Below are 25,086 nucleotides of genomic sequence, written 5' to 3' on the forward strand. Positions count from 1 at the left end.
TGCACCTGATTTTAGGTTGCAGCTTTTTTTGTTAAATGTATTATGCATAATAAATAATTTGCGTTATATTTAAAATATTAGAATATTAAAGGGAATCTCCTTATTGTTGTAAAAAGGAAAAAAATGGTATATTATAATAAAATATAAAGTTATAAATTGAATGATAAATACAAGAGATTTTGATTAATGTTATAAATATAAAATTAATTAATATGGGGAAAATAAGGAGGCAAAAATGGGGAGTAAGATTATCACAAGTGATTCAGAATTATTGGAAATATCAACAAGTAAAGTTTTGATTAAAAATCATACAATGAATACTATTTATGAGGTGGCAATGGGATTATTAGCAGCCACAGCTGTCGCATTTGCAATGATTGATATTACCGCTAGGCTTGAAGGTTGGCAGATAATAATTGACAATATGGTTTATGTAATTTTTATAATAGACTATTTTACAAGATTATTAATGTCTAAGGAAAAGAAGCAATTTATAAAAAGTAATATATTTGACTTGATTGCAATTATCCCATTTAATTCAGTATTTAGAATATTCAGATTTGCAAAATTAACAAGGCTTACTAAACTAACGAAATTGTTCAAATTGATTGCGTATGCAATGCGTTTGTTCAAGAAAACTAAGAAGTTTTTTGATACGAATGGATTCAAATATATAATATTGATAACCATGGCTTTTATAGCAATTGGTGGGGGATTGATTCATTATGCAGAAGGACTGAGCTTTCAAGATGGTATCTGGTGGGCATTTGTGACAGCAAGTACTGTAGGATATGGAGACATTTCGCCGGAAACTGGTTTAGGAAGATTTATTGCTACAATATTAATGCTTGTTGGTATTGGAATGATTGGTTCATTGACAAGTACTATAACTTCCTATTTTTTAAATATCAAAACTAAAACGGTCAAGAATGATATTATCCATACTATTAAAGGAAGAATAGATGATATAGGTAATCTTTCTGATGAAGAAATTGATGACATTTGTAAAGTTTTAAAAGGGTTAAATAAATAAGTTATAAGAATAAATAAAGGAAAAGGTAAGGCATATGAATGATGATTTGGTTCAACAAGTTGAGGACAAAGTGAAAGAGCTGGGGTACGCTATTGAAATTATAGAAAGTTCAGCAGATACTACATATTTTGCGGTAAAAGAAAATAGAAGAATTTGCTTGCGTCGTTTGTATAGGAAAAAAAATATATTTGCAAGCTTGTTTGCGAAAAAAGATATGTTTGTAAGTTTGGATGATATATTAATTGATCACAATGTTTATGAAATTATAGCTTCAAAAAATGATGAGGATGTTGAATTAGTTAATAGAGTTAAAAATATGACGTTGGATGATAAAAAAACCCGATTAGAAGCTGAAATATTATTTCAGCTTGTTCAATTAACTATAGATTCAAAAAAGGATGAAGATATTAAATTAGTTGATAGAATTAAAAATATGAAGCTGGAGGATTTAAAAACGCAATTTGAAGTTGAAATATCTTTACAATTTATTTGAAATAAAATATAAAAGAACCTAATAATCAATATTAGATCGGTAGATAGTTACATATCTGAATGAAAACTTAGCTGAAAAAGGAACCGTATGTACATACGTGCAAGAAAAAATTCAAATTAATAATGCCATCCCATTTTAAAAGGTAATCAAAAAGTAACCAAGGTAATCAAAGGTAATCTGTTGCAATATCGAATAAACGTAGTAAACAATAAGGTTCGTACAAAAATATAATAAGCGGATAACGGGAATCGGACCCGCATCTCTAGCTTGGGAAGCTAGCGTTCTACCACTGAACCATATCCACATATGTATAGTTTAATGGTTCCTGAGGAAAAGGTCAATATAATTTGTAAAAGAATTTATCATTTAGACCCATTTAGACCCATTTTGCCACTATAATCACATCAAAATGGCCTTCGTACTTTCAATTTCTTAGTATTTATAGTAAAATAGCAATATTAATATATATTATTTACGTATTTACAGAAACTACAATATTAAGTGCAAACTGGTGAAAAAACGGTGAACAGCGTGGATATGCCAATGTTTTCACATTTTGTACATAAGTATGTCTTAATATTAGGATATTGAAAACGAAAAAACGTACCACAGGAGGGTCAGATGGATAAAATAAAAATACTTGTTGTTGATGATGAAAGCAGGATGAGAAAATTGGTGAACGATTTTCTTACAAGGAAGAATTATGAGGTTATTGAGGCAGCAGATGGTGAAGAAGCAATTGATATATTTTACGCAGATAAAAATATCTCTTTAATTATATTAGATGTTATGATGCCAAAGATGACTGGTTGGGAAGTATGTAAAGAAATTCGTAAGAATTCAAAAATACCAATTATCATGCTTACAGCAAAGGCAGAAGAAAGAGATGAATTAGAGGGATTTGAACTTGGCGTAGATGAATACATTTCAAAACCATTTAGCCCAAAGATTCTAACGGCTCGAGTTGACGCTATTCTAAGAAGGTCAAACCTGATTGATTCAAGTGAAAATGTTAATATAGGTGGAATTCATATTGATAAAGCTGCTCATATTGTAAAAATTGATGATGAAGAAATCGATTTAAGCTTTAAAGAATTTGAACTTCTCACATATTTTGTTGAAAATAAGGGACTTGCATTATCAAGAGAAAAAATACTGAATAATGTTTGGAATTATGATTATTTTGGTGACGCTAGAACCATAGACACACATGTGAAGAAACTTAGAAAGAAAATGGGCGAAAAAGGTGACACAATAAAAACAATTTGGGGAATGGGATATAAGTTTGAAGTGTAATGTTTGCTCTCAATAAGAATTGTTTAATTTTCAAGGTCGCTGAAGTGACAGATAGGAGCTTACATGAAAAAACGAAATTCAATAAAATTCAAGATTATAATTCTCTTAGTCTCTATCATAACAGGAATCGTATTGTTAATTCTTTTCTTTAATAGTACATTTTCGGAATCTTATTATCAAAAAACAAAAGAAATGGCGATGCTAGAGGCATACAATAAGGTTGATGTAATTGTATCGAAATATAAACAAGCGAATAAATCATATGCGGATTCCGTTGAGATACAAACCAGTACAGTTGGTATGTCTGTTTTGATTATGGATAGTAGCTTTATTCCAAAATATTCCTCTGATAAAGAACCAGAAGAATTAAAGCATCGCTTTAGTTTGGATATTTTTAGTGGAACTGAAAATACAATCATCTCGCAAGGTCCAAATTATATCCTACAAAAAATATATGATTCTAGATTAAATGATCATTATCTTGAAATCTGGGGTTCTCTTTCATTAGGGGATGTTATACTGATTCGTTTGCCAATGCAAAGCATTACAGATAGTGTACAGATTACAAATACATTTAATCAATATGTTGGCATCGGTGTAATTTTACTTGGAATTATTATCGCATACTTTTTTTCAAACTATATTACAAAACCAATCAAAGAACTTTCGACGATTGCAGAAAGAATGGCTGAACTAGACTTTGATGCTAAGTATAAAGGAAAAGACAAAGGTGAGTTAGGATTACTTGGAAATAGTATGAACTATATGTCGGGAAAACTTCAAGATAATATTTCAAATTTAAAAGCAGCTAATATTGAACTCAAGAAAGATCTTGAACATAAGATACAAATTGATGAGCTGAGAACAGACTTTTTGTCAAATGTATCACATGAATTAAAGACGCCGATTGCATTGATCCAAGGATATTCAGAAGGCTTGAAGGAAGGAATCTCTGACGATCCAGAAAGTATGAATTTCTATTGTGATGTTATAATAGATGAAGCGAATAAAATGAATAATATGGTTAAAAAGCTTCTTACTTTGAACCAGATTGAATTTGGAAATGAAAAGTTAATCATGGATAGATTTGATTTAACAGAGTTAATTAGTTCAATTGTAAATGCGAACGAAATCAGAGCAAATCAAAATAATATAAAAATGAAATTTGAACAGACAGAGCCAGTATATGTATGGTCTGATGAATATAAGATTGAAGAAGTTATTACAAACTATATCAGTAATGCAATTAACCATTGCGACTTTGAAAAAGAGATTATTATTAAAACGATTAAAAAAGAAAATTGTGTAAGAGTTTCGGTATTTAATACAGGAAAGAATATTCCGAAAGAAGATATTAATAATGTTTGGATTAAGTTCTATAAAGTCGACAAAGCACGTACGAGAGAATATGGAGGAAATGGAATCGGGTTATCAATTGTAAAAGCGATTCTAGATTCTTATGATAAGGAGTGCGGTGTTGTTAATTATAAAAATGGTGTAGAGTTTTGGTTTGAACTCGATAGCAAAAATGAATAATATATAATTGTATTGTCTAAGCACAATATATCTTGGTAAATAATTAAAAATGTGTTATAATCAGTGAATAATATTGGTTATAGCACATTTTTATATTGAAAAATCGAGTTGTTAATATACTGTAAGATTAGTGGGGTGTTGATATTGAAAAAAATATTTGCTTTGGGTATTATTGTTATGTTGTTATGTACCGGTTGTGGAAGTAGCGTAACAGTAACGACTGAACAAAATGATTTAATAGCTGAATATGTATCGGGTGTTTTGTTAAAATATTCATTTGAAGATGAATGGCAATATACCAAGCTGAAAAAAGCACAAAAAGGAACTAGTACCAGTACATCAAGTACGGTTAAGAGTTCTACTAATTCCACCGCTTCAAAAGCAAATTCCACTAACATTGCTACATCAAGTGGAAACGCTACAAACACTGCCACATCGAGTGGAAACTCAACAAACACTGCCACATCAAGTGGAAACTCAACAAAAAGTACTATCAGCAATGGGTCAACTTCAACAACATCAGACCCAATGGAAATGTTAATAGAAGGTTTAGGAATCAAAGGAGCAAAAATAACCTACACCAATTATGTTGTAGGCGCTACTTATCCGCAAGGAGATTTAGTCTTATGTGTTCCTGCAAGTACGGGTCAAAAAGTAGTCGCTATAGAATTTGAAATATCTAATCCTACAGCGACAGCAATTGTATGCAATACAGCATCTAGCAAACTTGGAATGAAGTTATTAATAAATAACGAAGCGGGAATCTCAGAGTCAGTTACTATATTAAAAAATGATCTTATTAATTTAAAAAATATTACAATTAATCCAGGCGCAACTTACAAGGCAGTAGCTTTGTTTATGGTACCTGATAGCAAGGCGAATAGTATTAGCAGTTTATCAATTTCTGTAGCTGTTAATGGTGGAAGTGCTGCTAGTAAAAAACTAGATTAAAATATTTAACACTTTTTCTTTTGTATATTCAAGAGCTTCTTCGTCTGTCAGCTGATGGATATAAGAAGCTCTTTTTTGTGGAACATAACCATTACCAATGCAATCGTATTCCGCATAAAATGAAGTCTCGTGTGATTCAGGCTTATTCCAATCATGGTAACCGATTTCTGTAATCTGTTCGGACATTTCGCAATGTAGAAAAACAGCTTTTGCATCATTTCTCCAAGGTCTGCTAAGCATAACTGTTCTTGGTGCACAATTGCCAGTAAATTTACAACCTTCAAATACGTAGCCATATTTTTGCCCCTCATAAGTTGATGGCGCTGTATAATAACTGTTGATTTCTTGATTGCGGTTGATTGCAAAAAGTTCGCAATCCACAAAATAGGCAGTTGCGCTTCCAAATATGAAATCAACTTCTCCACAAATATAACAATTTTCATAAAGTTGGCGCCCATTTTTTCTAGGTGCAAATTCAGTTGGCCCAACAAAACCACCAGGTTGTTTTTCTTTCAATGGAAGTGGACCAGTAAATAGTGTATCTTGATGTCCAAGAAGGCGACAGTTGCTAAATTCTATCATATCTCCTTCTGCATATACAGCAATTGCTTGTCCCACTTGCGTCCCAAAGCCAGAAGAGTTTTCAATGGTCAGATTTTTAATCGTAAGATTATCTGCGTTAAAAAGTGCAGTGTAAGTGCGAAATGTACCGCGGTTTATTCCATCTTCCATTTTCATTAATGCATAGTAACCATAAGTGATCTTAGTTGTATCAGGATCCTCACCAACTAATGTAATAAATGGTTTTGTAATTTCAATACGTTCCTCATAAATACCCTCACTAATATATATTGTTTCAGGTAGAGTGGTAATTGAATCGATCGCTTTTTGAATGCTACTGAAATCGCCAGAATTATCTTTTGCAACTGTAATCATAATAGAACCTCCGTAATTTTAAATTTGAATGAATGATAACTATATATAATATAGCATAAAATGAGGCTTCGCGTAAGAAATAATAGACATTTATATTCAAAATGTGTATACTAGAATTCATCTTAAAATCGATCTTGAAATTCACCTTAAAACACAAAGAATTCTAGCCCGTTGGGTTAAGAACTACTAAATAATACGGATTGTATTCGTATACAATATGGGAGCAATTATGATAGTATTTAAAGAAAATAAATTAGATGTAGATACATACTTATATTTGAGACAACAAGTCAATTGGAAAGCGTTAACTTATAACCAGGCAAATCGAGCCATTAAAAACAGCATGTATATTATAACCGTATATGAGGCGGACAAACCAATTGCTATGGGAAGGATTGTTGGTGACGGTTCAGTTGTTTCATATATACAAGATTTAATCGTAATACCGAGTGCGCAAGGTGAGAAAATAGGCAGTAAGCTTCTTGAAAAACTTATAAAATATGTTGAGAGTATTACAGAAGAAGGCACAGAGATGATGCTATGTCTCATGTGTGCAAAAGGAAGAGAAAATTTTTACAAACACCACAATTTCATAGAAAGACCCACAAACAACCTAGGCCCCGGAATGATCCAGTACGTTAGGCCTTAGTGAAATTTTTTCGTTGGACGGATGAGAAAGTTCATGTATTTCCTCTTGTTCGCTATTGCCTCTACAGCCTTGCGCGATTGTCTGCATTCGGTTTGACACAAAAAACGTGTCAACCGCCTGCAGACAATCGCGCAAGGCAGTAACGGCAAATGCGTACAATTGAGGAAATACATGAACTTTCTCTGCGCATTGGCAAGGAAAAATTCGCTCGCGGCCGTTGGCACGAAAAGAGTGGCAACGAGATACGTTGATGAAAATTCATCTTACTCATTTTGTTTTTTAGCCCCTTGCGCCCATTTGGGGCAATCGCGCTTTTAGTGCCAATTGCATACGGCCAAGCACAGAAAAAAGACATGTATTTCCTTTAGTCCGAATCTTGCCGTTACAGTCTTGTGAAATTGTTTACAGGTGGCGGACACGTTTTTTGTGTCCGACCGAATGCAAACAATTTCACAAGACTGTAGAGGCAACTGAGGACAAAAGGAAGTACATGTCTTTTTTCGTCTGTTCGCCCTATACCTAAACCTAATTAAGCACAGATTTCACAAATGTAGCAAGCTTATCGGATTTGCAGTTCGCAAAGAATAATTCCTGGAATTTAGCACCACTAACAGCACCCTTAACCAAATCTTGATCCAAATCTTTAAGAATATCAATTAAATCTCTGTAAGCAACTTTTTTAACTTCATCTAAGATCTTTTTATTTCTTTGTTCTGGAACAACACGGTCTTTTGGATAACCCTGGCCTGATGCACCGTCAAATAACTTTTCAAAGATATAAGTAAGATTAAGTTCAGAACCCCATCCAAAGCCTTTTGCAAAGGCAAGTGCAATGGCATTTCCGTCATTGATTTGACTAAACATATATGCGTCAGAAGGGTCTACTATATGGCCACATAGAACACCAGGGAATGAATTACAAGCAAGCATTGCACCTTCGCCTGTTCCACAACCTGTTACAACAAAATCAGCAGCTCCACTGTTAAGTAATATTGCTGTCAAAATACCATTTTGCACATAAGTAAGTTGTGCTGAGTCATCAGCTGTATACATTCCATAGTTATCCACTGTGTAACCTTTTGTATCGGCTACATTTTTGAGTGTATTATAGATAAGTTCGTTTTTACCAGCTTGGCTGTTTTCATTAATTAATGCGATTTTCATATATTTTCCTCTTTTCATAATAATTATGGGTTAACCCATATAAAAATATAAGCGAAAGTGTAAGGTTTGTCAATAATGGGCTTTACAACAGGGAATAAAAATAATATTATATATGGGATGAAGAGGGAAGTGCATGGGGAGGTGTTGAGTGAATAATCATTTGTGATTATTCATTTGCCTTGCCTTTCCTTCAAGCAGTATGTTCTTTACAAGCCTCAGAGATGATAAAAAGACTCGCTTACGCTCATTTTTTATCTGAGTCTTGACATAACATAAACACTGCTTTCAGCCGGTCTGCGGCGAAATGAATAATCACAAATGATTATTCACGGTTACATTATGAAATGCGCTTTTATATTCATGTCATATATGGGGGAGTAGCGCTGAAGGAAGAGAAGAACAGAAGAAGAGAAGAACAGAAGAACAGAACAGAAGAACAGAAGAACAGAACAGAAGAACAGAAGATAAGATGAGAAGGGTAATGAATGAATACTCGTGCCAATAATAATGGAAAATAAATATAGTTGGAAAGGAATTTAATATAATATGGAAGAACAAGAGATTTTTATTGAGGCAATAGAGAATTTGAAGGATTTTGCGAAGCTGAATGGTGGAGTGGTTACAAAACAGGATATCATGGATAATTTTGGAGGAGTTCAATTAGAGGAAGGACAACTGCAATTAGTATATGGATATCTTCAAAATAATCATATTAAAATATCTGATGTAGAAATAACGGAGAATGTATTTGAACAAATTAATAGTAAATCAATTGATGCACTCGTAGAAACAGAGGAGATAGATTCAAATAAAGATAATATACAAAAAGAAATAGATGAAGAAAATGATAAAAAAATTGTGGCATTGTATATGGAAGATTTAAAGTTGATCGAAATAAACAGTGAAAAAGAGGAACGATTATTAAAGCTGGCACTTGAGGGTGATAAAAAGGCCGAAGATCAGTTGATTGAAATATATTTGATTAAAATAGTCGATTGGATTGAGCCATTTCGAAATAAAGGTGTTCCTTCGGCAGATTTGATTCAAGAAGGAAATTTGATTTTATTGACACAGGTAAAAGAAAAAGACAACTTAACAGTTGATGAGTGGAATACGCAGTTTGAAAAAATATTGAGAGGTAAAATCGAAGCAGTCTGTAACAGCTTTATTGAGGAACAAAAAGATTCTTATATCGTCAGCAAAAAGGTCCTTAATAAAGTTAATGCTGTAAACGATTGTGTTATAAAGCTGTCAAAAGAATTAGATAGAAAAGTTACTATTGAAGAAGTTGCTGAGTATATGGGCATTTCTGATGAGGCTGTAAAAGAGGCAATCGATTTTTCTTCCAATAAAATCGAAGATATTGTGATTTAGGACCCATTAATGTAGTTATTTTAAAACTTAAAGAATGAATCATAATATATATACAAGTGTTGACTTTTTACTTGCAAAATGAGATAATTAACCTACATTAATTTAAATTTTGCAACAAAAGGAGGACATTTTATGTCAACGAAGGCTTATTATCCTAGAACGGAAATTGGACCTAACAAAGTTGGTTTTTCAAAGACTCGTTCAATAATTGAAGCAGCATTTTATGGCAATAACGTAATTAAGATTAACACATTAAGGGAAGCTTATGAATTAGCGAAGAATTCACCTGGTACTGTAGTAACAGACATGCCTGTGTATCGAGGTGAGGAATTTGGTCTTGAAGCAGATGCAAAGGTATTATTATTCAACGATGGCGCAATAACAGGTCGTTATGCTCCGGCTCGTAGAATAACTGGAAAACCAGGCGTAAACACAAAAGAATTAGATAAAATACTTATGGATGCAGTTTATGACACAAGATCGAAAATGTTATATCATGCAGAAGTATTCATTGGACTTGATCCAGAATTCATGGTAAAAGCACATCTTCTTATACCAGAAGGTGAAGAAAATAACTTGTATTCATGGATGCTAAACTTTCAATATATGTCAGAGCAGTACGTAAAAATGTACAAAGATTCAAAAGTATACGATAAAGAAGCAGACATCTATATTTTATCAGATCCTTATTGGACAGGTTGTAATAAACCAGAAGTTTGTGATCCTAAATGTTTATGTTATTTTAATACTGAAACGAACTGCGCAGCAATTCTTGGAATGAGATATTTCGGCGAACATAAAAAAGGTACGCTGACACTTGCATGGGCGATTGCAAACAGAAATGGTTTTGCTTCATGCCACGGTGGACAGAAAGAATATACACTAGAAGATGGTTCAAAATATGTTGCTGCAGTATTTGGCTTATCTGGTTCAGGTAAATCAACAATAACTCATGCAAAACATGGTGGAAAATATCCAGCAATCAAAGTGCTTCATGATGATGCATTTGTCATTAATGCAGATACTTGTTCATCGATTGCTTTGGAACCTACATATTTTGACAAGACTGCAGATTATCCAACAGCTTGTGAAGACAACCAATATTTACTGACCGCTCAGAATTGTTCCGCAACACTTGATGAAGATGGCAAAGTCGTTCTAGTAACTGAGGATGTCAGAAACGGTAACGGACGTGCAATTAAATCTAAATTGTGGTCACCAAATCGTGTGGACAAGATTGAGTCTCCAGTGAATGCTATTTTCTGGATTATGAAGGATCAGACAATTCCACCAGTTGTTAAACTGAAAGGTTCTTCACTTGCATCAGTTATGGGTGCTACACTTGCAACAAAGAGATCAACGGCAGAAAGACTTGCTGTTGGCATTGACCCGAATGCATTAGTAGTAGAACCATATGCTAACCCATTTAGAACTTATCCACTAGTGAATGACTATGAAAAATTTAAAGGATTAGTAGAAAGTAAGAACGTAGATTGCTATATTATTAATACTGGTGATTTTATGGGCAAGAAAGTTCAACCTAAGGATACATTGGGAATTCTTGAATGTATTGTTGAAGGAAAGGCTGCATTTAAACCATGGGGCTCTTTTACCGATATCGAAATATTCGAGTGGGAAGGTTTTGTTCCAAATCTTAGTGATGCTGATTATGTTGCTCAATTAAAAGCTCGTATGCAAGACAGATATAATTATGTCGTTAATCTAGATCAAGCAGAAAGCGGATACAACAAACTGCCAGCAGATGCAGCACAAGCAATCAAGAAGGTTGTTGAAGAGGCAAATGCACTTTGATTTCTGATTTGAATTTACGATTTATTATATAAGTAAGATTTTAAAAAGTGCTAATGTATATACTTAGCACTTTTTTAATACATGTTTTTATGCAAAGCATATTAGAAATGTCATAAAAATTTAACTGAAGGTATATAATATAATAATCAAAAATGGAAAAATTTGATTATTAATTTCTGGATATATTCTTGATAAAAAGGTCTTATTGAGTTATACTATATTTATAAAAGAAATGAATTGGTTTGAAAATTTTCCTGGGGTGTTCGCCAACCTGCTATTTTGAACCTACATTCAATTAAAGGGATTCTTATATCTATAGTTTAATGTCAGGCCTCCATGTTAGAGGAAGGCAGCGAATTATATGCGGAAACCCACCTAGCCTAGCTAGGAGTCGAAACTGTAGGAAACGGCATTTTGGGATATAAAAAGAAACTATTGTCAATGACAATAGTTTCTTTTTGATTTAATGTTTATAATTTAAGATATATCATAAGTGACATAAAATACAATATATGGTAATATATTTAGTGGAACATTATAATTTTCGGAGGACAAGTAGAACATGAACAGGAAAAGAAAAAAGTTAACATTAAAAACTGTGATAATTGTGATTGGAGCAGTGATAATGTCTGTGATCTTGCTTTTGGTAACTCGTAATATAAACAATAATAGTAATACAATTACAAGAGCAGAAGCAGCAAAAATGATTGCGGGAGCATGCGTTTCCGATGAAAAAACATTAACTGAGGGAACAAATTGGTATGACAAATATGTTACATATGTGAATGAAGTTGGATATATGCACATTAATGAACCCAAAAATAATGTTACCTATGGAGATATAAAGATATTTCTTGATGCATTAGGCAAGTCATTTGAAGATGTGGGATTAGAAGAAAAAAAAGATAGTTTTCAAATCAAAAAGAATGATTTTGTAAATTTATATATTGATGTAATAGGATTGCTAGATAAAGAAGGAACTGTTAAGACGATTGATGCGGGAATAATAGGAACACCATCAAACATATCAGAGGCTAGTGAATGGCAGGCGTATACGACTGAAGGAATCTACAATTTTGAGGGTTTAGTACTTGATAACGCCATTGATAAGACTGCTACATTAATTGTAAAAGGAAATTCAATATTATGTGTTCAAAAAGTTTCGGAGGATGATGTTACCTATAAAAATGTATGGGTTGAAAGTGGCTCAAAGTCCACATTAAAAGTCTATGCATATGGAGCCTATCGAGAATTTAAAGTCAGTGAATTATCAGAAGATATTCAAGGAGTTCTAGCCGATATTAATATCAGTAACAAAAAAGTAACAGGCGTTGATATTAAGACGGATACAATTAAAGGAAAAGTACTTTCGGTAACCAATGATTTCGTGGAAATTGACGGCTACGGAAAAGTCCCATTAGAAAAAGATTACAAAATATATAATACATATAATGGATTTGCAATCAAAACATATACAGATATTGTGGTAGGATATTCATTACAAGATTTTATAGTTGCCGATGGTGAGATATGTGGAGCAATTATATCAAAACCACTGAATGCTGATAATATAAGAGTCTTGATTAAGACAAATGGTTCTAGCAGCCTTTTTCATAATAATGTACAAATATCATCGGATAATAATTTCACATTGTATTTTGCAACATCTGAAGAAAAACACAATGCAGGTGAAGTTATTACAATCGATAAAAATAGTCCGTATTTGGTAGAAGGAAGAGTGAAAGCTATTGCGGATACGGAAGGGTTAATTAAGATTAATTCAATAAACAGATCTCAAGGCACTCCATCCTATGAAGGATCAATAGAAATTGCTCTAAATGATGAAGGTTTAACCATTACAAATGAAGTCCTGATTGAAAAATATCTAAAACGAGTAGTACCTAGTGAAATGCCGGTTAATTACGGTGTGGAAGCATTAAAAGTGCAGGCTATTTGTGCAAGAAGTTACGCGTACAAACAACTGACTAATAGTAATTACAGTAGATATGGTGCACATGTAGACGATAGCACTCAATATCAAGTATATAACAATGTAAACGAGAGCGCAGGATCAAATGAAGCGATTGCAAGTACGGATGGTGAGGTTATTACCTATAATAATGAAGTAGTTCAAGCCTATTATTATTCAACATCTTGTGGATATACAACAGATGTTAGTCTATGGGGAAGTAACCCAGCTGACTATCCTTATTTTACAGCACATAGTGTGAACCAAGATAATAATGTATTAGACCTAACAAATGAAGATACATTTACAGCATTTATTAAAAACACAAGTTCTAAAGATTTTGATAAAGATTTTTCACTATACAGATGGAAATGTGACGCTACAATTAACCAATTAAGTGATAACTTAAATTCGAAAATAGGCGAAAGATACAAGGCATATCCAGATAGAATTCAAAAATTGAATGCAAATGGGACCTATGAATCAAAGTCTATTTCAACAGTTGGAAAAATCAAGAGTATTACAGTGGACAAAAGAGTCGCAGGTGGTGCAATTACATGCTTGATTGTGAAGGGAAGCGAAGCGACAGTTAAAATTGATGGTGAGAATAATATTAGATATTTACTTGGTATAGACAAACAAACATTTACAACAACAACTGGAGGCCTTACGACGATGTCAAGCCTTCCAAGTACATTTTGTATATTTGAACCTACCTATGCAGGTAATGAATTGACAGGGTTTACGATAGCAGGTGGGGGCTATGGTCATGGTATTGGAATGAGTCAAAATGCTGTCTATGCGATGACCAACAGAAGTTGGACGTATAATGATATCATACAATATTTTTATAATGGAACAACAATATCAAAGGTGTATTAAATCTTATTCTTCCTTTGAACCTCGCTTGAACATGCTAGCTGAAATAATTTTATGATGAATAAACGTATTGATTTCGGCTCCAAAGAACAAAATAATCATACAGCAATATAACCACACAAGTGCAAATACAAAAGTTGTAAGACTTCCATACATATATGAAAAGTTTGGTGTATTATTTACGTATAATGAATAGAAATACGAAAATAAGAACCAGCCTACAGCTGCAATCAAAGCACCTGGGAATTCATTAAATATGGAAGTCTTTCTTCTATTTGGAATAAATATATACAAACATAGAAAAAACAGCATAAGAACAGAAGGAAAAATCAAGTACTTTTGATTCATAAATGCATATGTTATAAATGCAATATTGGGGAATTTAATCGTGATAAAACGGAGCAATTGGTTTCCAAATACTAGTACGACAAGGCTAAATACAATAATGATTAAAAAAATCAATGTGTAAAAGGTTGCGATTAATCGTTGAACTAAAAAGTTTCTGGTTTCCTTTATTCCGTAAATTGAATTAAGACCTTGCATTAATGACATAATCCCTTTCCCGGAAGCCCAAATAGTCGCAACAGCTGTAATAGAAGTTAACGTTAATGATGACTTTTCAAATAGCTCTTTCACAATACCATCCAAAAAAGAATGCAATTGTGGTGGCGAAATTTCGTTAAGAATAGATATGATTGTATCGTACTTCACTGGTAGAAATCTAATCAGTGTAAGTAGTAGCATTATAAATGGAAAGAAACTTAAAGTTATATAAAAACAAGATTGGGCGGCATACCCAGTAATGTTATCTTTTGAAAGTTTATTAGTGATTTCTTTTAATGCAAATAATATCCTCATTGATTGTCCCTCGTTCTGATTTTTACACTTATATTAATGATTGATTTAAAGTGTGATTTTATTATATGACATTTTAAGCTGTTTATCAAAAGAATATTTTATTAATTGTTTTAACCTTGCATTAATTTAAAATTTTAGTTACAATATAATTCGCAGTTTTAAATTTTTTCTTACTTGGCTAATTTTAAGATATCGATCGGAGTTAATATGGGGATTTCTGTTAAACTTCAGGCGTTTGAAGGTCCATTGGATCTGTTATTACACTTGATAGATAAGAATAAAGTGAATATATATGATATACCAATTGCAATGATTACACAGCAATATCTAGATTATGTAAACCAAATGGACAAAAAAGATTTAAATATAGTCAGTGAATTTTTAGTTATGGCCGCAACATTACTTGAAATCAAGTCAAAGATGCTTTTGCCATCTGATGTCAATGAGGAGGGCCAAGTAGAAGATCCTAGGCAGGAACTTGTTGATAAATTATTGGAGTATAAGATGTATAAATATATGTCATATGAACTTAAGGACAAGCAGTTGGATGCTGGAAGGGCTTTATTTAAAAAGTCTACAGTTCCACCAGAAGTTGAAGCGTACAAGCCATTAGTGAATCTGGATGAATTGGTTGGTGATATGACATTAGCAAAATTGAATAGTATTTTTCAAATGGTCATGAAACGAAAAGAAGATAAAATCGATCCAGTGAGGAGTAAATTTGGAAAGATTGAAAAAGAAGAAATTAATATGGACGATCGCCTACAATATGTTAAGAAATTTTTAATGGGCCATGATAATTTCAGCTTTACAAAATTACTTATGAACAATAGCACTAAAATGTCAACCATTGTAACATTTTTGGTTGTACTTGAGTTGATTAAAACTGGATTTATAAGTATCATTCAAGAGGGTACATTAGAAGATATTTATATAACCGTGGTGAGGGATCCTAATCTAATTGGAGATTTAGAACAAGCAATATAAATGTGAAACATGTTTATAAGTATAGAGAAAATATAAATGGATGGGGAAAAAATGGATATTCAAAATATAGAAGCTACAATTGAAGCTGTATTATTTGCAATGGGAGAATCTGTAGAAGTGGATAAAATTGCACTTGCCATTAATCATGATGTTGATACTACGAAGAAAATTGTGCATAATATGATGGACAAGTACGATGCAGCAGATAGAGGAATTAAGATAATTGAATTAGAAAACAGTTTTCAATTATGTACAAAAGCAGAATTCTATGAAAATTTAATAAAAGTTGCAAGCCAACCAAGAAAATATACGTTAACTGATGTTTTGCTTGAAACTTTGTCCATAATTGCATATAAGCAACCAATTACGAAAAGTGAAATAGAAAAGATTAGAGGAGTAAGCTGTGAGCATGCAGTGAGTAAACTTGTTGAATATGGTTTAGTAGTTGAAGTGGGAAGATTAGATGCGCCAGGAAGACCTATGCTGTTTGGAACAACAGAAAGTTTTCTTCGATCATTTGGTGTTCAATCAATTGAAGAATTGCCAGTTATAAATGCCGATGTACTTGAAAACTTTAAGGAAGAAGCGGAATTTGAGATTGAGGCAGATAAAACGGAGCAGATGTCATTAGATGTATAATAATAAAACCGATTTAAACGGTAGGTGTTGAGTGAATATTCATTTATAAGGATTTATTTTTCTTGCCTTTCCTTCAAACAGCAGAAAGCGCTGTTTTCAGCCGGTCTGCGAAAAATGAATCCTTATAAATGAATATTCACTGGATACGTGTTGGGAAATGGGTTTTGGAATTATAATCGAATGTGGGATTTAAAAGCGAAAAAAGAAAAAGAATTATTTTATGTTTATAGGATTCGGATTGGAAATGGGTTTTGATTGCAATCAAATGTGAGATTTAAAAATTACAATCAAGTGTGGGATTTAAAAGCAAAAAAATTAAGAAATGAGAAAGAATCCTTGTAATTGCGTGTTTATAGGAATACGATTGAGGGATGAGTTGGGATATGGTTGGAGTTGGGATTAGGAAAAATAGTTTGTGAATATAATTAAATTTGGATATGAAAAGGAGAAATTATGGAAAGAGATAATGCTTGGGAAAAATATGATGAAGTTGAGATGCAGGAGGTATTTGATTTTGCGGAGGAATATAGGAAGTTTATATCTGAATGCAAAACGGAGAGAGAATGCGTGACAAGTGCAGTTAAAATGGCAGAGGTACAAGGATATAAAAATCTTGAGGATGTTATAAAAAACAAAGAAAAACTTAATGTTGGTGATAAAGTGTATGCAGTCAATATGAATAAATCAATTATTTTATTTAATATTGGAGAAGATGCAATGGAAAATGGAATGAATATTCTTGGCGCACATATTGACTCTCCTAGATTAGATTTGAAACAAAATCCTGTATATGAAGATACTGATTTAGCACTTCTTGAAACTCATTATTATGGTGGAATCAAGAAATATCAGTGGCTTACAACGCCACTTGCACTTCATGGCGTAGTTGCACTTAAAAATGGCGAAACAGTGGAAATAACAATTGGAGAAAAAGCAGATGATCCAGTGGTTGGAATTTCTGATTTGTTAATTCATTTGGCTGGTGAGCAACTTGAAAAGAAGGCTTCGAAATTCATTGAAGGCGAAGATTTAAATATTCTTTGTGGAAGTATTCCATTGAAGAAACTAAACGGTGATAAAGAAGATAAGTCTGATGAAGCTGGAAAACAAAAAGTTAAGAACAACGTTTTAAGGATATTAAAAGAAACTTATGGCATAGAAGAAGAGGATCTCTTATCCGCAGAAATAGAAGCAGTACCGGCAGGCCCTGCTCGCGATTATGGAATTGATAGGAGCATGATAATCGGATATGGCCATGATGATAGAGTGTGTGCCTATCCTTCACTGATTGCCCTGTTTAATAATAAAAAGTTGAAACGTACAGGCGTATGTATTTTGGTCGATAAGGAAGAGATTGGAAGCGTTGGCGCAACAGGTATGCACTCTCGTTTCTTTGAAAATGTTGTCGCAGAAGTTATGGATAGAACAAGTGATTATTCAGAACTCAAAGTAAGAAGAGCATTGACTAATTCAAAAATGTTATCTTCAGATGTGAGTGCTGCCTATGATCCCAATTATGCAAGTGTGAATGAAAAGAAAAACAGTGCATATTTTGGACGTGGAATGGTATTTAACAAATACACCGGTTCTAGAGGTAAAAGTGGATCAAATGATTCTAATGCCGAATTCATGGGTGAAATGAGAAAAATAATGGATAACAATAACGTCTGCTTTCAGACCGCAGAACTAGGAAAAGTAGATATTGGCGGCGGCGGAACGATTGCATATATCCTTGCTAATTATGGGATGAATGTAATTGATAGTGGCCTTGCAGTACAGAATATGCATGCTCCACATGAAGTAATTTGTAAGGCAGATTTATATGAAACACTTAAGGGATATGAAGCATTTTTAAGAGAAGCTTAGTAGAAAAGGATCATATATTATTGTAAAAATAATTATGAAGAATAGTAAAAAATAATTATATAGCATAGTAAGATAATTATATGGAATAGTAAGAATAATCATATATTAGAATTTCAAACTTATATAAGCATAAAAGATCGGAGCAATAACAGTGAAATGGAATAAATATACACTAAAAACCACAACAGAAGCAGTTGATTTAATCAGCGGGATGATGATGGATATTGGAATAGAAGGAATTGAGATTGAGGATAATGTCCAGTTAAGCAAAGAGGATATTAAGACTATGTTTGTAGATTTCCTTCCAGAACTTCCGCCAGATGAAGGCATTGCTAAGGTCAGCTTCTATATTGATTCCGATGTAGATGACAAGACGATGACGGATAAAGTTTATAAAGGTCTTGAAGAACTCAAGATGTTTACTGATATTGGGGAAGGCACGATTACTGAAGCTCAGACGGAGGATAGGGACTGGATTAATAACTGGAAACAGTACTTCCATCCATTTTCAATTGGGGAGTTAGTGATCAAGCCAACATGGGAACCATATACGAAGGCCATGGAAGGCCATCTGGTTGTCAATATTGATCCGGGCACAGCATTTGGCACTGGCTCACATGAAACAACACAGCTTGTAATTACACAGCTTCAGAAGTATGTAAAAAAAGATGATTTATTACTTGATGTTGGATGTGGAAGTGGAATCCTTTCAGTGATAGGACTTATGCTTGGAGCAAAGCGAGCAGTAGGTACAGATCTTGATCCAAATGCAATAGTGGCAAGTCAGGAAAATGCTGAAATAAACAAGATTCCACTGGATAAAATAGAGATTATTGATGGTAATATAATCGATGATAAAGCAATAAAAGATGCAGTTGGATATGAATGTTACGATATTGTATGCGCTAATATTTTAGCAGATGTTTTGATACCATTATCGGAAATAGTTGCAGATCATATGAAAGTTGGAGCCATATTTATGACATCTGGAATTATTAATACAAAAGAAAAAGAAGTCGTTGAAGCATTTAACAAGAATCCTCGTCTTGAAATATTAGAAATCAATCACGATGGTGAATGGGTAAATGTTACTGCAAGAAAGAGGTAATCAGTCATGTATCATTTTTTCGCAAAACATGAAAATATATTTGATCATTATATTCTTATTGATGGTGAAGATGTTAATCACATGAAAAACGTCTTGAGAATGAACGTAAATGATAAAATATTGATAAGCAGTGGAGATAATATTGATTATCATTGTTATATAAGTAAAATTGAAAATGACACGATTATTGCAAATATAGAATTGATAGATGAAGAAGGAAAAGAATTACCTTCCAAAATCTATCTATTTCAAGGATTGCCCAAAGCTGACAAAATGGAACTTATAATACAGAAGGCCGTAGAATTAGGTGCATTTGAAATTATTCCGGTTGCTATGAAGCGTTGCGTTGTGAAACTGGATCAAAAGAAAGAAGATACCAAGCTTAAAAGGTGGAATGGTATTTCTGAAAGTGCGGCGAAGCAGAGCAAAAGAAGCATTATTCCCAATGTGAGCAACGTGATGACTTACAAAGAAGCAATTGAATATGCAAAAAAGCTTGATATTGTCTTATTGCCATATGAATGTGCTAAGGGAATGTCAGAAACAAAAAGAATAATATCGTCTATTGAACCGGGCATAAGTATAGGAATATTTATTGGCCCAGAAGGTGGTTTCGATATGTCAGAACTTGATATCGCAATAAATTCCAATTTTAAAGTGATAACTTTAGGAAAACGTATATTAAGAACAGAAACAGCAGGACTTATGATTCTTTCAGTTTTGATGTTTGAACTAGAAGGGAAAATATAAGATTATGGAAGTATATTTAGATAATTCAGCAACAACGCGATGCTTAAAAGAGGTCGTGGACGTCATGGTAAAGGCAATGGAACTAGACTATGGTAATCCATCATCTATGCATATGTATGGTGTTAAGGCAGAAAGATATATCAAAGAAGCGAAAGAAACATTTGTAAAATTATTAAAATGTCAAGAAAAAGAGATTATATTTACATCAGGTGGAACAGAATCGAATAACATGGCAATCCTTGGTGCTGTAATGGCAAACAAACGTGATGGTAATCACATTATAGTTTCTTCTGTTGAACACTCGTCCGTAAAACAACCAATTCGATTTTTAGAAGAACAGGGATTTAGAATTTCATATCTTCCTGTAGACAAAAACGGGTTAATATCATTGGATGATTTAAAAAATGAATTATGTGATGACACAATTTTTGTATCAACAATGTATGTGAATAATGAAATAGGTACAGTAGAACCAATTGAAGCAATGGCACAAATGATTCATAATTATAATCCTGATATTATTTTTCATGTAGATGCAATTCAGGCGTTTGGAAAATATAAGATTTATCCCAAGAAAATGGGGATTGATTTACTTTCTGTCAGTGGGCACAAAATTCATGGTCCTAAGGGCTCAGGGTTTCTTTATATTCGTGATAAAGTCAAGGTAAAACCTCTCATTCTTGGAGGAGGGCAACAAAAAGGCATGCGTTCGGGTACAGAAAATGTACCAGGAATTGCAGGACTTGGTGTTGCAGCGAAACTGGTTTATGCAAATTTGGATGAAAAAATAGATCATTTATACAATTTAAAAGAAAAATTAGTAGAAGCAATAAAAATCATACCGTGTGCCACAATTAACGGGAAGACCGATCGAGATTTTGCTCCACATATTCTTAGCGTAAGTTTTGAAGGGATAAGAAGTGAAGTTTTACTGCATGCATTAGAAGATAAAGGCGTATATGTATCTTCTGGATCCGCTTGTGCATCTAATAAGCCAGGACTTAGTTCAACATTGGTTGCAATCGGAGTTGATAAAATGTTATTGGATTCGACTATAAGATTTAGTTTTTGTTTTGATACTACACTAGAAGAAATTGATTACTGTATTCTTGTTTTAAATGAGTTGCTACCAATGCTAAGAAAATTTAGAAGAAGTTAATTCATAAGTTACATAAGTCGAACCACATATGTTATCTCATAAGCAATAAATTATAATAAATATACACATATCGCAGAAGCGGAGAATTGGAGGAAAAATGTTTAAAGCATTTTTAATAAAATACGGTGAAATTGGTGTAAAGGGTAAAAACAGATATATATTTGAGGATGCGCTTGTAGATCAAATTAGATTTTCATTGAAAAAAATAGATGGGAAATTTACTGTTAGTAAAGAAAATGGCAGAATATATGCTGAGGCTAGAGGCGAATTTGATTATGATGAGGTAATCGAGTCACTTTCAAGAGTCTTTGGAATAGTTGGAATTTGTCCTATGATTCAAATAGAAGATACTGGATTCGACGATTTATCTAAAGTTGTACTTGAATATATGGATTCAACATATCCAGATAAAAATATTACATTTAAAGTAAACGCAAGAAGAGCTAGGAAGAATTATCCAATGGATTCAATGGAAATCAATTCCGAGATGGGACATAGAATTTTAGAAGCGTTCAGTGAATTCAAAGTTGATGTCAAAAAGCCAGAAGTACTCCTTCAAATCGAAATACGTGAAAAAATAAATATATATTCAATAGAAGTTCCAGGGCCAGGCGGAATGCCGGTGGGAACCAATGGAAAAGCCATGCTTTTACTTTCAGGTGGTATTGACAGTCCCGTTGCCGGTTACATGATTGCAAAACGTGGCGTAAAAATTGACGCTACATATTTCCACGCCCCTCCATACACAAGTGAGAGAGCAAAACAAAAAGTAGTTGATCTGGCGAAGCTCGTTGCTAGATATTCAGGACCTATTGAATTAAATGTCGTAAACTTTACAGATATCCAATTGTATATATATGAGGTATGCCCACATGATGAGTTAACAATTATCATGAGAAGATATATGATGAAAATATCAGAAGAGCTTGGAAGACAATCAGGATGTCAAGGATTAATAACAGGTGAAAGTATTGGACAAGTAGCTAGTCAGACAATGCAAAGCCTTGCTTGTACAAATGAAGTATGTACAATGCCAGTATTTAGACCAGTTATTGGATTTGATAAACAGGAAATTATTAATTTATCTGAAAAAATTGGCACTTATGAAACTTCAATTCAGCCATTTGAAGATTGTTGCACAATATTTGTGGCAAAACATCCTGTAACCAAACCTAATTTAAAGATTATTAAAAATTCTGAAAGAAAGTTAGAAGAGAAAATAGATGAAATGATCAGAATTGCAATTGAAACCACAGAAAAAATAAAAATTGATTAGTAAAATTAAAAAACAGAAAACAAGCCAGCTTGTTTTCTGTTTCTCTAATTTTTTTAGTTGCTATACTGATTACTTAGAGTAAGGTGTCTTAAACTAAATATGGTGATAATATAGAAAGAATTGTATCTATTTCAGCATCAGCATGAATATTTAAGTCGATTGGTTTTGATAAATCCAAGCTAAAGATTCCCATTATAGATTTTGCATCAATAACATATCTTCCTGATACTAAATCGAAATCAATATCAAACTTAGTGATATCATTTACGAAAGACTTTACCTTATCAATTGAATTTAATGAAATTTGAACGGTTTTCATAGTTATTACCTCCTAGTAATTGTTTATATATTTGCTGTGCAATTATTGCACTACCTAGGACTATATTATCTATTTCACTAAACTATGTCAATATACAATATTCACAATAAATGTATGAAAAGTATATACAATTTATTTAATAAAATTAAATTTACGTAATAGTATATTAAAATGAAAGGCAGAATATAAATATAATGAAAAAAGTAGCATTACATAATTTGGGTTGTAAAGTAAATTCATATGAAACAGAGGCTATGGAGCAGCTGTTAATAGGAGCAGGATATGAAATTGTTAAATTTGATGAGGAAGCTGATATATATATAGTTAATACATGCTCCGTAACTAATATAGCAGATAGGAAATCACGCCAAATGTTACATAAGGCAAAAAAATTAAATCTAAATGCGATTGTTATAGCCACAGGATGTTATGTACAAGCAGAAGGTAGCGAATTGCAATTAGATGATGCGGTAGATATTGTTATTGGAAATAATAAAAAAGCAGATTTACTTCATATTATAGAAGAATATGAAAATAATAATGCTGAAAATAGCGCTATTATTGATATAAATAGAACAGAAGAGTATGAGGATTTGTCCATTAATAGCGTTTGCGAGCATACTAGGGCATATATTAAGATTCAAGATGGGTGTAATCAATTTTGCTCATATTGTATCATTCCTTATACGAGAGGCCGCGTAAGAAGCCGAAATCCAGAACTTATAGTAAAAGAAGTAAAGGGGTTAGTGGATAAAGGATATAAAGAAATCGTCTTAACAGGTATACATTTAAGCTCATATGGAATTGATTTGGGAAATACGAATCTTTTAGAGTTAATAATATTGTTACATCCAATTGAAGGATTAGAAAGAATTAGATTAGGATCGTTGGAACCAAGAATTATTACGGAAGAATTTGCAAGCTCAATAGCAAAGTTGGAAAAAGTATGTCCTCATTTTCATTTATCACTTCAAAGTGGTTGTGATGCAACGCTAAAGAGAATGAATAGACGTTATGATACTACAGAATATTATGAAAAATGTGAGCTGCTTAGAAAATATTACGTACATCCAGCAATTACAACAGATGTAATTGTAGGATTTCCTGGCGAAACGGATGAAGAATTCGCGATCACAAGAGCATTTCTTGAAAAGGTAAATTTTTATGAAATGAATATTTTTAAATATTCAAGAAGAAAAGGAACAGTTGCCGATAAAATGAGCGGACAAGTTTTAAATCAAATCAAAACTTTAAGGAGTAAGGCGTTACTAGAATTAGTTGATGTTATGTCAAATGAATTTAATCGTTATTATGAAGGCAAATATGTTGAAGTTTTATTTGAAGATGTTAATAATTTTGAAGGAATTGAATATGCTATAGGTCATACGAAAGAGTATATTAAGGTATTTGTTAATTTGAATGATATATTGTTGAATCGTAATTATTTATCAAAAGAAGAAATAATTAATGGTATAAATACTGTAGAAGTGGTTAAAATACTAGAAAAGAACACTGTTTTAGGGAAAATTTGAAAAAAGTAGAAAAAAGTCGAAAAATAGTGTTGACAAAGTTAGCTCATAATGATAAGATAACCAAGTCGCCAAAACATACGGCAACACAAACAACACTCGAAGGTGCATAAATACTGGATTATTCAGTGCACGAACCCAAGAAAAAGTTTGAATTGAACATTGATAACTAAATAGTAAAACAACCTTGAAAATTCTATAAAAGAATTTCAAAATAAACGAACGGTAATGCAAATCAATAGATTTGTGTTGCTACCTTAAAACAGTAAAAAAGGAACTGCTTGTAAAAACATGAACGCTAACATTCATGTTTAAATAAATGCTTTGGCATTTATGCAAGAAAGTGAATTTTACGGAAACAAGCTAGATGTTTAAACTAGCAAGATCAAATGCTTAAAAGTTTTTAAAACTTTATATGAGAGTTTGATCCTGGCTCAGGATGAACGCTGGCGGCGTGCTTAACACATGCAAGTCGAACGAAGTATAGTGAATCGAGTTCTTCG

22 protein-coding genes, 1 tRNA gene, 1 rRNA gene and 1 other RNA gene are annotated in these 25,086 nt (G+C 32.7%); 20 read left to right on the plus strand and 5 right to left on the minus strand.

Annotation, left to right across the window (positions count from 1 at the left end):
* The first annotated feature begins 235 nt into the window (after positions 1–235).
* The gene (locus BMY18_RS04355; RefSeq protein ID WP_092450914.1) at positions 236–1,033 is read left to right on the plus strand and encodes a potassium channel family protein; all 798 of its coding nucleotides are present in this window, start codon (positions 236–238) and stop codon (positions 1,031–1,033) included.
* A gap of 34 nt (positions 1,034–1,067) precedes the next feature.
* A complete protein-coding gene (locus tag BMY18_RS04360) occupies positions 1,068–1,526 on the plus strand; it encodes a hypothetical protein (RefSeq protein ID WP_092450916.1) in 459 nt (152 codons plus the stop codon).
* Between the two features lie 233 nt (positions 1,527–1,759).
* Here the strand turns inward: BMY18_RS04360 and BMY18_RS04365 are convergent.
* A tRNA-Gly gene (locus BMY18_RS04365) sits at positions 1,760–1,830 on the minus strand.
* A 317-nt stretch (positions 1,831–2,147) separates the two neighbouring features.
* Here BMY18_RS04365 and BMY18_RS04370 point away from each other — a divergent pair.
* The 3 genes from BMY18_RS04370 to BMY18_RS04380 all read left to right on the plus strand — a co-directional run bounded on the left by BMY18_RS04370 (position 2,148) and on the right by BMY18_RS04380 (position 5,309).
* Positions 2,148–2,822, plus strand: a complete 675-nt coding sequence (locus BMY18_RS04370) for a response regulator transcription factor (protein ID WP_092450918.1) — start codon at positions 2,148–2,150, stop codon at positions 2,820–2,822.
* 63 nt (positions 2,823–2,885) lie between these two features.
* The gene (locus BMY18_RS04375) at positions 2,886–4,358 is read left to right on the plus strand and encodes a sensor histidine kinase (RefSeq protein WP_092450920.1); all 1,473 of its coding nucleotides are present in this window, start codon (positions 2,886–2,888) and stop codon (positions 4,356–4,358) included.
* Positions 4,359–4,502: 144 nt separating this feature from the next.
* Positions 4,503–5,309 (plus strand): hypothetical protein, encoded by an 807-nt coding sequence (locus BMY18_RS04380; RefSeq protein WP_092450922.1) that lies wholly within the window; start codon positions 4,503–4,505, stop codon positions 5,307–5,309.
* Here the strand turns inward: BMY18_RS04380 and BMY18_RS04385 are convergent.
* Positions 5,301–6,245, minus strand: a complete 945-nt coding sequence (locus tag BMY18_RS04385; RefSeq protein WP_092450923.1) for a pectinesterase family protein — start codon at positions 6,243–6,245, stop codon at positions 5,301–5,303. The genes BMY18_RS04380 and BMY18_RS04385 overlap by 9 nt on opposite strands.
* Before the next feature lie 229 nt (positions 6,246–6,474).
* Here BMY18_RS04385 and BMY18_RS04390 point away from each other — a divergent pair, with 229 nt between their 5' ends.
* Positions 6,475–6,894, plus strand: coding sequence for a GNAT family N-acetyltransferase (locus tag BMY18_RS04390; protein ID WP_092450924.1), 420 nt, complete (start codon positions 6,475–6,477; stop codon positions 6,892–6,894).
* 525 nt (positions 6,895–7,419) lie between these two features.
* On the opposite strand, the gene BMY18_RS04395 is transcribed toward BMY18_RS04390, so the two are convergent.
* The gene (locus BMY18_RS04395; protein WP_092450926.1) at positions 7,420–8,058 is read right to left on the minus strand and encodes an RpiB/LacA/LacB family sugar-phosphate isomerase; all 639 of its coding nucleotides are present in this window, start codon (positions 8,056–8,058) and stop codon (positions 7,420–7,422) included.
* 344 nt (positions 8,059–8,402) lie between these two features.
* Between BMY18_RS04395 and BMY18_RS21485 the strand changes: the two genes are divergently transcribed.
* From BMY18_RS21485 to BMY18_RS04415, 5 genes are all read left to right on the plus strand, one after another.
* On the plus strand, positions 8,403–8,531 hold the full coding sequence (locus BMY18_RS21485; protein WP_278280974.1) for a hypothetical protein: 129 nt from the start codon (positions 8,403–8,405) through the stop codon (positions 8,529–8,531).
* Between the two features lie 73 nt (positions 8,532–8,604).
* Positions 8,605–9,432 carry a sigma-70 domain-containing protein gene (locus tag BMY18_RS04400; protein ID WP_092450928.1) on the plus strand — a complete coding sequence of 276 codons (828 nt, stop codon included), beginning with the start codon at positions 8,605–8,607 and terminating at the stop codon, positions 9,430–9,432.
* 132 nt (positions 9,433–9,564) lie between these two features.
* Entirely contained in the window at positions 9,565–11,244 is a 1,680-nt protein-coding gene (locus tag BMY18_RS04405; protein WP_092450930.1) for a phosphoenolpyruvate carboxykinase (ATP), read from the plus strand.
* 248 nt (positions 11,245–11,492) lie between these two features.
* A non-coding RNA gene (gene ssrS, locus BMY18_RS04410) (6S RNA) lies at positions 11,493–11,669 on the plus strand.
* Between the two features lie 137 nt (positions 11,670–11,806).
* Entirely contained in the window at positions 11,807–14,095 is a 2,289-nt protein-coding gene (locus tag BMY18_RS04415; RefSeq protein ID WP_092450932.1) for a SpoIID/LytB domain-containing protein, read from the plus strand.
* A 3-nt stretch (positions 14,096–14,098) separates the two neighbouring features.
* On the opposite strand, the gene BMY18_RS04420 is transcribed toward BMY18_RS04415, so the two are convergent.
* Positions 14,099–14,950 carry a YihY/virulence factor BrkB family protein gene (locus BMY18_RS04420; RefSeq protein WP_092450934.1) on the minus strand — a complete coding sequence of 284 codons (852 nt, stop codon included), beginning with the start codon at positions 14,948–14,950 and terminating at the stop codon, positions 14,099–14,101.
* 207 nt (positions 14,951–15,157) lie between these two features.
* On the opposite strand from BMY18_RS04420, the gene BMY18_RS04425 reads away from it, so the two are divergent.
* The 7 genes from BMY18_RS04425 (at position 15,158) to thiI (ending at position 22,735) form a co-directional block, all read left to right on the plus strand.
* On the plus strand, positions 15,158–15,937 hold the full coding sequence (locus BMY18_RS04425) for a segregation and condensation protein A (protein WP_092450936.1): 780 nt from the start codon (positions 15,158–15,160) through the stop codon (positions 15,935–15,937).
* A 51-nt stretch (positions 15,938–15,988) separates the two neighbouring features.
* Entirely contained in the window at positions 15,989–16,576 is a 588-nt protein-coding gene (gene scpB, locus BMY18_RS04430) for an SMC-Scp complex subunit ScpB (RefSeq protein WP_092451023.1), read from the plus strand.
* Between the two features lie 453 nt (positions 16,577–17,029).
* The gene (locus BMY18_RS04435; protein ID WP_092450937.1) at positions 17,030–18,442 is read left to right on the plus strand and encodes an aminopeptidase; all 1,413 of its coding nucleotides are present in this window, start codon (positions 17,030–17,032) and stop codon (positions 18,440–18,442) included.
* Positions 18,443–18,593: 151 nt separating this feature from the next.
* Complete coding sequence (prmA, locus tag BMY18_RS04440) at positions 18,594–19,550, plus strand: 50S ribosomal protein L11 methyltransferase (protein ID WP_092450939.1); 957 nt, start codon at positions 18,594–18,596, stop codon at positions 19,548–19,550.
* A 6-nt stretch (positions 19,551–19,556) separates the two neighbouring features.
* The gene (locus BMY18_RS04445; RefSeq protein ID WP_092450941.1) at positions 19,557–20,300 is read left to right on the plus strand and encodes an RsmE family RNA methyltransferase; all 744 of its coding nucleotides are present in this window, start codon (positions 19,557–19,559) and stop codon (positions 20,298–20,300) included.
* A 4-nt stretch (positions 20,301–20,304) separates the two neighbouring features.
* Positions 20,305–21,459, plus strand: coding sequence for a cysteine desulfurase family protein (locus tag BMY18_RS04450; RefSeq protein WP_092450943.1), 1,155 nt, complete (start codon positions 20,305–20,307; stop codon positions 21,457–21,459).
* A 97-nt stretch (positions 21,460–21,556) separates the two neighbouring features.
* Positions 21,557–22,735, plus strand: coding sequence for a tRNA uracil 4-sulfurtransferase ThiI (thiI, locus tag BMY18_RS04455; protein WP_092450945.1), 1,179 nt, complete (start codon positions 21,557–21,559; stop codon positions 22,733–22,735).
* Positions 22,736–22,823: 88 nt separating this feature from the next.
* On the opposite strand, the gene BMY18_RS04460 is transcribed toward thiI, so the two are convergent.
* Positions 22,824–23,054, minus strand: coding sequence for an HPr family phosphocarrier protein (locus BMY18_RS04460; RefSeq protein ID WP_092450947.1), 231 nt, complete (start codon positions 23,052–23,054; stop codon positions 22,824–22,826).
* A gap of 194 nt (positions 23,055–23,248) precedes the next feature.
* Between BMY18_RS04460 and mtaB the strand changes: the two genes are divergently transcribed.
* The gene (gene mtaB / locus BMY18_RS04465) at positions 23,249–24,586 is read left to right on the plus strand and encodes a tRNA (N(6)-L-threonylcarbamoyladenosine(37)-C(2))-methylthiotransferase MtaB (protein WP_092450950.1); all 1,338 of its coding nucleotides are present in this window, start codon (positions 23,249–23,251) and stop codon (positions 24,584–24,586) included.
* Positions 24,587–24,994: 408 nt separating this feature from the next.
* Positions 24,995–25,086: ribosomal RNA gene (locus BMY18_RS04470) — 16S ribosomal RNA — on the plus strand; the annotation flags it as partial.

The sequence above is a fragment of the [Clostridium] fimetarium genome (assembly GCF_900111235.1).
Lineage (GTDB): Bacteria > Bacillota > Clostridia > Lachnospirales > Lachnospiraceae > Clostridium_N > Clostridium_N fimetarium.

What these genes read in the sequence shown, in the direction of transcription:
- BMY18_RS04450 (WP_092450943.1), top strand. Translation starts at nt 20,305, where the DNA reads ATGGAAGTATATTTAGATAATTCAGCAACAACGCGATGCTTAAAAGAG.
- BMY18_RS04385 (WP_092450923.1), bottom strand. Translation starts at nt 6,245, where the DNA reads ATGATTACAGTTGCAAAAGATAATTCTGGCGATTTCAGTAGCATTCAA.
- BMY18_RS04435 (WP_092450937.1), top strand. Translation starts at nt 17,030, where the DNA reads ATGGAAAGAGATAATGCTTGGGAAAAATATGATGAAGTTGAGATGCAG.
- BMY18_RS04375 (WP_092450920.1), top strand. Translation starts at nt 2,886, where the DNA reads ATGAAAAAACGAAATTCAATAAAATTCAAGATTATAATTCTCTTAGTC.
- BMY18_RS04370 (WP_092450918.1), top strand. Translation starts at nt 2,148, where the DNA reads ATGGATAAAATAAAAATACTTGTTGTTGATGATGAAAGCAGGATGAGA.
- BMY18_RS04445 (WP_092450941.1), top strand. Translation starts at nt 19,557, where the DNA reads ATGTATCATTTTTTCGCAAAACATGAAAATATATTTGATCATTATATT.
- BMY18_RS21485 (WP_278280974.1), top strand. Translation starts at nt 8,403, where the DNA reads ATGCGCTTTTATATTCATGTCATATATGGGGGAGTAGCGCTGAAGGAA.
- BMY18_RS04390 (WP_092450924.1), top strand. Translation starts at nt 6,475, where the DNA reads ATGATAGTATTTAAAGAAAATAAATTAGATGTAGATACATACTTATAT.
- BMY18_RS04405 (WP_092450930.1), top strand. Translation starts at nt 9,565, where the DNA reads ATGTCAACGAAGGCTTATTATCCTAGAACGGAAATTGGACCTAACAAA.
- mtaB (WP_092450950.1), top strand. Translation starts at nt 23,249, where the DNA reads ATGAAAAAAGTAGCATTACATAATTTGGGTTGTAAAGTAAATTCATAT.
- BMY18_RS04420 (WP_092450934.1), bottom strand. Translation starts at nt 14,950, where the DNA reads ATGAGGATATTATTTGCATTAAAAGAAATCACTAATAAACTTTCAAAA.
- BMY18_RS04395 (WP_092450926.1), bottom strand. Translation starts at nt 8,058, where the DNA reads ATGAAAATCGCATTAATTAATGAAAACAGCCAAGCTGGTAAAAACGAA.
- BMY18_RS04400 (WP_092450928.1), top strand. Translation starts at nt 8,605, where the DNA reads ATGGAAGAACAAGAGATTTTTATTGAGGCAATAGAGAATTTGAAGGAT.
- BMY18_RS04425 (WP_092450936.1), top strand. Translation starts at nt 15,158, where the DNA reads ATGGGGATTTCTGTTAAACTTCAGGCGTTTGAAGGTCCATTGGATCTG.
- BMY18_RS04355 (WP_092450914.1), top strand. Translation starts at nt 236, where the DNA reads ATGGGGAGTAAGATTATCACAAGTGATTCAGAATTATTGGAAATATCA.
- BMY18_RS04360 (WP_092450916.1), top strand. Translation starts at nt 1,068, where the DNA reads ATGAATGATGATTTGGTTCAACAAGTTGAGGACAAAGTGAAAGAGCTG.
- thiI (WP_092450945.1), top strand. Translation starts at nt 21,557, where the DNA reads ATGTTTAAAGCATTTTTAATAAAATACGGTGAAATTGGTGTAAAGGGT.
- BMY18_RS04460 (WP_092450947.1), bottom strand. Translation starts at nt 23,054, where the DNA reads ATGAAAACCGTTCAAATTTCATTAAATTCAATTGATAAGGTAAAGTCT.
- scpB (WP_092451023.1), top strand. Translation starts at nt 15,989, where the DNA reads ATGGATATTCAAAATATAGAAGCTACAATTGAAGCTGTATTATTTGCA.
- BMY18_RS04415 (WP_092450932.1), top strand. Translation starts at nt 11,807, where the DNA reads ATGAACAGGAAAAGAAAAAAGTTAACATTAAAAACTGTGATAATTGTG.